Source organism: Corallococcus sp. CA041A (genome assembly GCF_003612075.1).
In the GTDB taxonomy this organism is placed as follows: domain Bacteria; phylum Myxococcota; class Myxococcia; order Myxococcales; family Myxococcaceae; genus Corallococcus; species Corallococcus exiguus.
Window position 1 is genome coordinate 23884 of the sequence record NZ_RAWF01000095.1, and the last position, 9430, is coordinate 33313.

The 9430-nt window shown below is 71.0% G+C and carries 6 protein-coding genes; 4 read left to right on the top strand and 2 right to left on the bottom strand.

The window, feature by feature from the left end; all coding sequences use genetic code 11:
- Positions 1–192 precede the first annotated feature (192 nt).
- The gene (locus D7V77_RS18625) at positions 193–1533 is read right to left on the bottom strand and encodes an MFS transporter (RefSeq protein ID WP_120577631.1); all 1341 of its coding nucleotides are present in this window, start codon (positions 1531–1533) and stop codon (positions 193–195) included.
- Between the two features lie 184 nt (positions 1534–1717).
- Here D7V77_RS18625 and D7V77_RS18630 point away from each other — a divergent pair, with 184 nt between their 5' ends.
- From D7V77_RS18630 to D7V77_RS18645, 4 genes are all read left to right on the top strand, one after another.
- A complete protein-coding gene (locus tag D7V77_RS18630) occupies positions 1718–3001 on the top strand; it encodes a serine/threonine-protein kinase (protein WP_233597089.1) in 1284 nt (427 codons plus the stop codon).
- Between the two features lie 43 nt (positions 3002–3044).
- Positions 3045–4094, top strand: coding sequence for a PEGA domain-containing protein (locus D7V77_RS18635; protein ID WP_120577637.1), 1050 nt, complete (start codon positions 3045–3047; stop codon positions 4092–4094).
- 171 nt (positions 4095–4265) lie between these two features.
- Positions 4266–6278 (top strand): TonB-dependent siderophore receptor, encoded by a 2013-nt coding sequence (locus tag D7V77_RS18640; RefSeq protein ID WP_233597090.1) that lies wholly within the window; start codon positions 4266–4268, stop codon positions 6276–6278.
- A 69-nt stretch (positions 6279–6347) separates the two neighbouring features.
- Positions 6348–9293, top strand: a complete 2946-nt coding sequence (locus tag D7V77_RS18645; RefSeq protein WP_120577634.1) for a DEAD/DEAH box helicase — start codon at positions 6348–6350, stop codon at positions 9291–9293.
- On the opposite strand, the gene D7V77_RS18650 is transcribed toward D7V77_RS18645, so the two are convergent.
- Positions 9259–9420 carry an Imm52 family immunity protein gene (locus D7V77_RS18650; RefSeq protein ID WP_120577635.1) on the bottom strand — a complete coding sequence of 54 codons (162 nt, stop codon included), beginning with the start codon at positions 9418–9420 and terminating at the stop codon, positions 9259–9261. The genes D7V77_RS18645 and D7V77_RS18650 overlap by 35 nt on opposite strands.
- Positions 9421–9430 lie beyond the last annotated feature (10 nt).

Sequence of the window (9430 nt, forward strand, 5' to 3'; positions counted from 1 at the left end):
AATGCGCGAAGCTTCCGTCTTCTGGAAGCACGCGCCGGGACAAGGTGCGCACGGGAGGGGAACCGGGCATGTCCAAAGCCCCCTCTGCTGTCCCCTTCGCATAGCCGACGCGCCCCGGATGGGGTTGGCTTCGTGAACTCGCGCCTCCCATCTGTCGGCTACACGTCAACACCTCCGGACGCCAGGCGGGCGTCAGCGCGACGGCGCGGGCTGCTCGTCCGGTGCGCTGGCACGGGCGGTGAAACCCCGGAAGAGCAGCAACGACACCACGAGCCCCACCGCGCACACCGCGGAGACGTAGTACGCGGGCGCGAGCGGGCTCTCTTTCAGGGCCAGCGTCACGGCGAGCGGCGTGAGGCCACCGAACAGCGCGTACGCCACGTTGTAGGAGAACGACAGGCCGGAGAAGCGCACCGCCGGGGGGAATGCCTGCACCATCACCGCGGGCACCACGCCGGCCACGCCCACGCAGAACCCCACGCCCGCGTAGAGCGGCACCAGGTGCTCCGGCGCGCTCGCCACGCCCCGGTAGAACAGCTGCGCGGCGACGAGCAGCATCCCCGAGCCGATGGCCATGGCCCGCGTGGGACCCAGCCGGTCCGCGAGCAGCCCGTAACAGATGCACCCCACCGTGAGCGTGAGCGTGGCCACGCTGTTGGCCGCCAGCGCCTTCGCGGGCGGGATGCCGTGCAGTTGCTGCATCAGCGTGGGCGTCATCAGGATGACCACCACGATGCCCGCGGTGAGCACCCAGGTGAACAGCATGGACACCACGACGGCGGGCGCGTGGCCCTTCAGCGCGGCCTTGAGCGGCAGCTCCTTCACCAGCGCCTTCTTCTGGCGCATCTCCTCGAAGACGGGCGTCTCCTGGAGCCAGCGGCGCAGGAACACGGCGAAGAAGCCGAACACGCCGCCCACCACGAAGGGCACGCGCCAGCCGTACGCCAGCACCTGCTCCGGCGTGAAGACGGTGTTGACCGCGGTGGCGACCAGCGAGCCCAACAGGATGCCCAGCGTGAGCCCGGAGGTGAGCGTCCCGCACGCCAGGCCCACGCGGCGCTCCGGCACGTGCTCGGAGACGAACACCCACGCGCCCGGCACCTCGCCGCCCACCGCCGCCCCCTGCAACAGCCGCAGCGTGAGCAGCAGCAGCGGCGCCGCGTACCCGGCCGTGGCGAACGTGGGCAACAGGCCCATGCACAGCGTGGGCACCGACATCAGGAAGACGCTCAACGTGAACATCCGCTTGCGCCCGGTCCGGTCCCCGAAGTGCGCCATCACGATGCCGCCCAACGGCCGCGCCAGGTAGCCCGCCGCGAACAGCCCGAACGTCTGCAACTGCCGCAGCCAGTCCGCCGTCTCCGGAGGGAAGAACAGCTTCCCCATCACCGCCGTGAAGAACACGAAGATGATGAAGTCATAGAACTCCAGCGCGCCCCCCAGCGCCGCCAGCCCCAGGGTGCGGATGTCCCGGGCGGACAGCGGACGGGGAGCGGCCAGCGGGGACGAGGCGTCGGAGGGGGAGGTCGCCATGCGCGGAGGACCGGGAGGATATGCCGGGACACCCGCCCGTCGCCCATCCGTCACGTTGTTAAAGTGTATTCACCGCAAAACCTGTTGACACGGTGTGCGAAACTTGTGGGGAGGTCTCGGCATAGGTATCTTCCCGGAATTGCGAGTTCCGTCCTGGGAGTACAATTTGGACAGGGTTGATACCGTGACGCCTTCGCCGGCCGCACCCGGGGTGGACATCCTCTTCGGGAAGTACCGCATGGTGCAGCGGCTCGCCACGGGCGGGATGGCGCACCTGTTCCTGGCGACCATCGACGGGCCGGACGGCTTCTCCAAGGCGTGCGTCATCAAGCGAATCCTGCCGGAGTACGCGAACCTGGAGCCCTTCGCGCGGATGTTCGCGGACGAAGCGAAGGTGGCGGCGCTGCTCACGCACCCGAACATCGTGCAGGTGTTCGACTTCGGGAAGATCGACGGTCAGTACTACCTGGCGATGGAGTGGATCCAGGGCCAGTCGTTGGATCGCATCATGCGGCACGCGGCGGCGGCGAACATCCCGCTGGGGCCCCGGGTGACGGTGGACGTGGGCCTGGCCATGTCGGACGCGCTCACGTACGCGCACGCGAAGACGCTGTCGGACGGGACGCCGCTGAAGCTGGTGCACCGGGACATCACGCCGGGCAACGTGCTGGTGTCTCGCGACGGCATCGTGAAGCTGGCGGACTTCGGCATCGTGAAGAGCTCCGTGAACCTGGAGCGCACGGTGGCCGGGGTGGTGAAGGGCAAGTACGCGTACATGTCCCCGGAGCAGATAACGAACCGGGAGTTGGATCACCGCTCGGACCTGTATTCGCTGGGCATCGTGCTCTACGAAGCGTCCACCGGGCGCCGGCTGTTCAAGCGCGACTCGATGGAGGCCACCATCATGGCCGCGTCGGCGGGAGACGTGCCGCCGCCGTCGCACGTGGCTCCCGGCTTCTCGCCGGACCTGGAGCGCATCCTGCTCAAGTGCCTGGCGAAGGACCCCGCGCAGCGCTACCAGACGGCGCGCGAGCTGCACGACGACCTGGAGCGCTACCGCACGGCGCAGCACTGGACGTCCGGCGGCCGGGAGCTGGCGGCGCTGATGGCCACGCTCTTTCCTCCGGACGCCACGGGCCGCGTGTCCACGGCGCTGGCGGTGCCGGGGTCCATGGCGGGCTCGTCGCCGGGAGCATCCGCGGATGCTTCGGGCATGGGCTCCACGCGCATGCCCAGCGGCATCTCCGGCCCGTCGCCCTTCGCGCCGCTGGAACACGCGGTGGAGCTGCGCGAGCCCAGCGCGCTGGTGCCCACGGGCATGCTGCCCCGGAGCACCGGGACGGGCTCCACCACGGGCGTCATCCCGTCGCCGGAAGCGGCCTCGGCCGGGGCGTTCCCCTGGGGGCTGGCCGCGGCGGCGGGTGTCGCGCTGGCGGGCAGCGCGGTGTTCTGGCTGTTCATCGCGTGAAGGGCGGGCGCACCGTGTCGTCGTGGGAAGTGGGACTTTGAACGTGAAGAATCAGAAGACCTGGGTCGCCGTCATCCTGCTGGGCACCGTGGCCGTGAACGCCGGGGCGTACCTGGTGGTCCGCTCGCGCAAGGCCGCGCAGCCCGAGCCCGTCGCCACGCGCCCTCCCGACCCCACGCCTGTCGTGGCGCCACCTCGGACCGTGGCGTCCGTGGCCCCGCCCAAGGAGGACTCGCACGCGGGGCTCGTGCGGGCGCTGCGCGCGTCGGGCCTGGCCGCGCTGGAGGACCGCGACTACGGGCGCGCGGTCGCGCAGTTCACGGAGGCGCTCAAGCTGCGCCCGGATGAGGGGGACAGCGACCTGACGCGGCTGTTGGGCATCGCCACCGACCTGCGCTCGCGCGAGCAGACGCGGACCGCGCCCACGCCGCGTGAGCCGGCGCCCAGCCGCACGCCGCCCCGCACGCGCCTGGGGAAGCGGGGCGCCCGCGAGCAGCCGGTCGCCCAGGCCGCTCCGCAGGAAGAAGCGAAGGGCGGGCTCCTGCTGGTGACGTCCACGCCGCCGGGGCTGGTGGTGATGGTGGATGGCAGGGCGGTGGACATGACGCCGGCGCGGCTGCCGGTGTCCGCGGGCGCGCACCGTGTGGTGCTCGCGCAGGGCGACCGCCGCCTGTACGAGGAGACGGTGGAGGTGGACGCGGACTCGGTGCGCTCGCTCAACCGCGACCTCTCCGCGGAACTGACGCCGTCCACGCCGAAGCCGGCCGTGGCCCAGGTGGCGGCCGTGGCCCCGGCCTCGCCCCCGGCCGCGGGTGGTCCCGTGGCGTCCCCGCGCGACCCGGAGCCCACGAAGCCGCCCGAGCCCTCCGTGGCGAAGGCCGCCGTGGCGCAGCGGGGCGACCTGGAGGTGACGTCGCCGGGGCTCTACGGCGAGGTGTGGATCAACGGCCGGCCGTATGGCTTCCCGCCCATCTCCGCGCAGGCCCTGCCTTCCGGCCCCGCGAAGGTGGAGGTCCGCGTCAACGGCGAGGTGAAGCGGCGCATGACCGTGGAGGTCGAGCCGGGCCGCAGCACCCGCGTGCGCGTGAAGTGAACAAGGCCTACGCCCGCATTCGACGCAGTGCGCGTAATCCCAGAACTTTCGGACCCCGCTGAAGTCGCTACACTCTGTTTCACGTGAAGCCTGTCTCCCCCCGGGACAGGCTCGCGTCTCCCAACTTCGAGAAGGTTGTTTCGTATGGGCTTCACCAGGCACGGGCGTCGTGTGTGTGTATGGCTTGCGTTGCTGGGCTCGGGCACGGGCTTCGCGCAGACGGCGCCGGAGCCCACCCTGGACCCCGGGGAGATGCCCTCCGCCCAGGAGCAGCTGGACGAAGAGCCGGAGGTGCACAGCCAGGTGGCGTCGTTCGCCATCACGAAGCTGCATGACTCGCCGGCCGTGGTGACGGCCATCACCGCGGACGAAATCAGGGCCTCCGGCGCGCGCGACCTGATGGACGTGCTGTTGCAGGTGCCCGGCTTCTTCTTCGGCGTGGACGTGTCCGGCACGGTGGGGCCGGGCTTCCGGGGCCTGTGGGGCCAGGAAGGCAAGGTGCTGCTCATCATCGACGGCAAGGAGATGAACGAGCAGCTCTACTCCACGATGCAGCTGGGCCACGAGTTCCCGGTGGAGCTGATTGAGCGCATCGAGGTCGTGCGCGGCCCCGGCTCCGTCATCTACGGCGGCAACGCGGAGCTGGCCGTCATCAACGTCATCACCCGGGGCATCCAGGGCAGCACGGACGCGCTGGTGGTGGGCACCTACGGGCAGCTGGCGCACGGCCTGGGCCGCCGCAGCCTCACGGTGTCCGGCCGCAAGGTGTTCGAAAGCGCGCCGGGCCTGAGCGCGTTCGCGTCCGCGTCGCTGGGGCAGGGGCAGCGCAGCGACGCCGTGTTCGACGACTTCTACGGCGACTCCGCGAGCATGAACGGCGCGTCGGCGATGGACCCCACGGTGGTGCAGGCCGGCGTGGGCTACCGGGACCTCCAGCTGAGCATCCTGTACCAGCGCCAGGACACCACGTCGGTGGTCTCCGTGGACGAGGTGCTGCCCACGCCCGCGAACACCGACTTCGAGTCGTTCCACGCCGAGCTGAGCGACCGCTTCCGGCCCACGGACCGGATTGAAATCATCCCCCGGCTGAACCTCACCCTGGGCGAGTCCTACCGGGACTCGGACGAGTCGTCTGACTTCTTCTACGACAAGCGCTACCGGCGCCTGCGCGGCCGGGCCCTGGCGCGCTGGGCGGCGTTCGACTTCCTCCAGCTCACGGGCGGCGTGGACCTGGCGTTCGACCAGGGGCAGCTGCGGGGCCCGGCGGGCATCGGCCAGCAGGAGCCCTTCAACGGCGACGAGGACGAGGTCTCCTACCGCAACGTGGCGGCCTTCATGGAGGTGTATTCGGACAACCCCATCGCCACGGTGGTGGCGGGCGCGCGCTTCGAGGACCACAGCGCCTTTGGCAGCTCGTTCGTGCCGCGCCTGGTGTTGCTCAAGTCCTTCGGGCCGGTGAGCGGCAAGGCGCTCTACAGCCGCGCCTTCCGAGCGCCGGGCATCGAGAACATCTCCCTGGGCGACGACGTCCGGCCGGAGCGCACCACGGTGTACGAGTTGGAGGCCACCGTACGCCTGGGCGAGGGCCAGAGCTTCAGCGCCAACGCCTTCGACGTGGGCGTGACGGACCCCATCATCTATTCGTACGACCCGGTCACGGCGTCGGAGGCGTACCGCAACCTGGGCCGCCTGGGCAGCCGGGGCATCGAGCTGGACTACCGGCTGCGCGGGTCCTGGGGCCGCGCGCAGGCGGGCTATTCGTTCTACCGGCCGGGCGGGCGCAACGACGTGGAGGACTACCTGGTGCCCGGCCAGCCCAAGGCCTTCACCGGGCTGCCCACGCACAAGGTGACGCTGACGGGAACGGCGAAGGTGCTGCCGTGGCTGTCCGTCAGCCCCACCGCCGTGCTGGTGGGCCAGCGCTTCGCCGTGGGGGCGCCGGACGAGGAGGGCGTGTCGGAGGTCCAGACGCTGTCGCCCCGGCTGCTGCTCAACCTCTTCGTGCGCGCGGAGAACGTGGGGACGAAGGGCCTGGAGATTGGCGCGGGCGTCTACAACCTGCTGGGCAGCGACTTCCGGGTGGCCCAGCCCTACAACGGCGGACACGCGCCCCTGCCGGTGTTCAGCCGCGAGTTCATGGTGAAGCTGACCTACCTCTTCGAGCCGTCCTACGACGACGAGTAGCCTGGCCATCGGCCGGGACGCATCCGACGTTGCGCAAGGGCGTGGCGGGGCGTAGGGAATCCGCCTGCCATGTCCGAGAACACCCAGCTCCTCGAAGCCGTCCGGAAAGAAGCCAAGCCGGGACTCTGGTCCAGGGGCGTCAGCCTCGCGCGTGACGGCGCGGTGGCGCTCCAGTCGCGCACGGCCTCGGAGATCGAGCTGCGCGTGAAGGTGGCGGGCCGGGCCGTGGCCTTCACCGTCGTCCTCTACCCGGGCGACGAGGCGTGGGAGTGCGACTGCCCCAGCCCGGTGGACCCGTGCGAGCACGTGGTCGCGGCGGCCATCTCCCTGGACAAGGCGGAGAAGCAGGACGCGCCGCTGGAGGCGGTGTCGGACCGCTGGTCGCGCGTGGTGTACCGCTTCACGCGAGTGGAGGGAGGGCTGCAACTGCACCGGGTCCTCGCGCACGCGGACGGCACGGAGGAACCGCTGGAGGACCTCACGGGGCGCCTGGCGAAGCCCCAGGCCGGCGTCACGTTGCAGGTGGAGCAGGTGGACCTGGTGATGGAGCGCCTGTTGGAGCGGCGCACCCGGGGCCCGCTGCTGGCGGAGAAGCTGGACGCGCTGCTGAGGGCCCTGGAGCCCGCGCGCAACGTGCTCCTGGATGGCCGGCCGGTGGCGGTGTCCGGCGAGGTGCTGCCCCCGCGCGCGAAGGTGGAGGACAAGGGTCAGCAGTGGGTCATCACCATCACGAGGGATCCGCGCATCACGGAGGTGGTGAGCCCCGGCGTCGCGCTGACGGCGGAGTCCCTGGTGCGCCTGGGCGAGACGGCGATGACGGGCGCGTGGCTCCAGCACCTGCCGCTCGTGCGCACGTATTCGCCGGAGCAACTGGGCGAGCTGTCCGCGAAGATTCTCCCGGAGCTGGCGCGGCGCATGCCGGTGGACATGCGGAGCCGCCGCCTGCCGTCGGTGGACCGCGACCTGAAGCCGCGCATCCTCCTGGAGTTGAACCAGCTCACGCAGGGCCTGTCGGTGCTGCCCACGCTGGTGTACGGCGCGCCGCCGACGGTGCGAATCGACAACGGGCGCATGGTGTACCTGCGCGGCGCGGTGCCGCTGCGCGACGAGGCCGCGGAGCAGAAGCTGCTCCACCAGCTGCGCGACGAGTTGAACCTGGTGCCCGGCCGAAGGCTCACGGTGCAGGGCCCGGAGATGATGCGCTTCGCGGACAAGCTGCGGAAGTTCCGGGGCGACCTGGGCGGCGACGCGGCGGGCATCGTCAGCCCGGACATGCGCCTCAAGCCGTCCCTGCGCGTGGACGGCGGCGCGTCCGGCACGGGCGTGCCGGAGGTGCGCTTCACGCTGGAGTTCGAGGTGGAGGGCGGCAAGGGCGGCGCGCGCACGGTGGACGCGGCGGCGGTGGTGCGGGCGTGGACGGAGGGGCTGGGGCTGGTGCCGCTGGACGGAGGCGGCTGGGCGCCGCTGCCTCGCGCGTGGCTGGACAAGAACGGGCAGCGCGTCGCGGCCCTGCTGGCCGCGCGCCAGGAGGACGGCCGCGTCGCGAACCACGCGCTGCCGGAGCTGACCCAGCTGTGCGAGTCATTGGACCAGCCGCCGCCTCCGGGGTTGGACAAGCTGGCCCCGCTGGTGGAGGGCTTCGAGAAGCTGCCGCCGCCGGTGTTGCCCGCGGAGCTCAACGCCACGCTGCGCGCGTATCAGCAGCAGGGCGTGAGCTGGCTGGCGTTCCTGAAGGGCGCGGGGCTGGGCGGCATCCTCGCGGACGACATGGGTCTGGGAAAGACGCTCCAGACCATCTGCATCCTGGGCCCCAAGTCGCTGGTGGTGTGCCCCACGAGCGTGCTGCCCAACTGGGTGGCGGAGCTGCAGCGCTTCCGGCCGTCGTTGAAGGTCTGCGTGTACCACGGCCCCGGCCGCAAGCTGGACCCCGCGGCGGACATCACGCTCACCACGTACGCGCTGTTGCGCCTGGACGCGGCGGTGCTGGGCGCGCCCACGTGGGAGGCGGTGGTGCTGGACGAGGCCCAGGCCATCAAGAACCCGGAGAGTCAGGTGTCGCGCGCGGCGTTCGGGCTCAAGGCGAACCTGCGGCTCGCGCTCAGCGGCACGCCACTGGAGAACCGCCTGGATGAACTGTGGAGCCTGATGCACTTCACCAACCCGGGCCTGTTGGGAGGCCGCCGCCAGTTCGAGGAGAAGACGGCGCAGCCCATCGCGGACGGCAAGCCCGGAGCGGCGGAAGGCCTGCGTCGCCGCATCCGCCCGTTCATCCTGCGCCGCCTCAAGAAGGACGTGGCGCCGGAGTTGCCGCCGCGCACCGACTCCGTGATGCACGTGCAGTTGGATGAGCGCGAGCGCTCCGTCTACGACGCGGTGATGGCCGCGACGCGCGCGGAGGTGGTGGCGCTGCTCAACGAGGGCGGCAGCGTGCTCAAGGCGCTGGAGGCGTTGCTCCGCCTGCGACAGGCGGCCTGCCATTCCGCGCTGGTGCCGGGTCAGCACGCGAAGACGTCCTCCAAGGTGCAGACGCTGGTGGATGCGCTGGAGACGGCGGTGGCGGAAGGCCACAAGGCGCTGGTCTTCTCCCAGTGGACGTCGCTGTTGGACCTCATCGAGCCGGGCCTCAAGGGAGCGGGCATCGGCTTCGAGCGGCTGGACGGAGCGACGGCGAACCGAGGCGAGGTGACGTCGCGCTTCCAGGGCCAGGACGGAGCGCCGGTGTTGCTCATGTCGCTGAAGGCCGGAGGCACGGGCCTGAACCTCACGGCGGCGGACCACGTGTTCCTGATGGACCCGTGGTGGAACCCGGCGGTGGAGGCGCAGGCCGCGGACCGAGCGCACCGCATCGGGCAGGAGCGACCGGTGATGGTCTACCGGCTGGTGTCCCAGGGCACGGTGGAGGAGAAGATCCTGGGTCTCCAGGAGAAGAAGCGCGCCCTGTTCGAAGCCGCGCTCAGCGAGGCTTCGGGCGCCGCCGCCATCACCCGGGAGGATTTGCTCCAGCTGTTCGCATGAGCCCTGCCTGGGCCAGCAACTCGCGCACCTGTCGCGCCAGTGCGACGTGCTCGGGGTTGGCCACGGTGAAGCGCTCGGGGGTGAGGATGATCAACGAACCCCTGTCCTCCACCGGCTCGATGCGCACGGGGGCGGGC

Coding starts and splice junctions, on each gene's coding strand:
- D7V77_RS18645 (WP_120577634.1), top strand. CDS start 6,348: ATGTCCGAGAACACCCAGCTCCTCGAAGCCGTCCGGAAAGAAGCCAAG.
- D7V77_RS18625 (WP_120577631.1), bottom strand. CDS start 1,533: ATGGCGACCTCCCCCTCCGACGCCTCGTCCCCGCTGGCCGCTCCCCGT.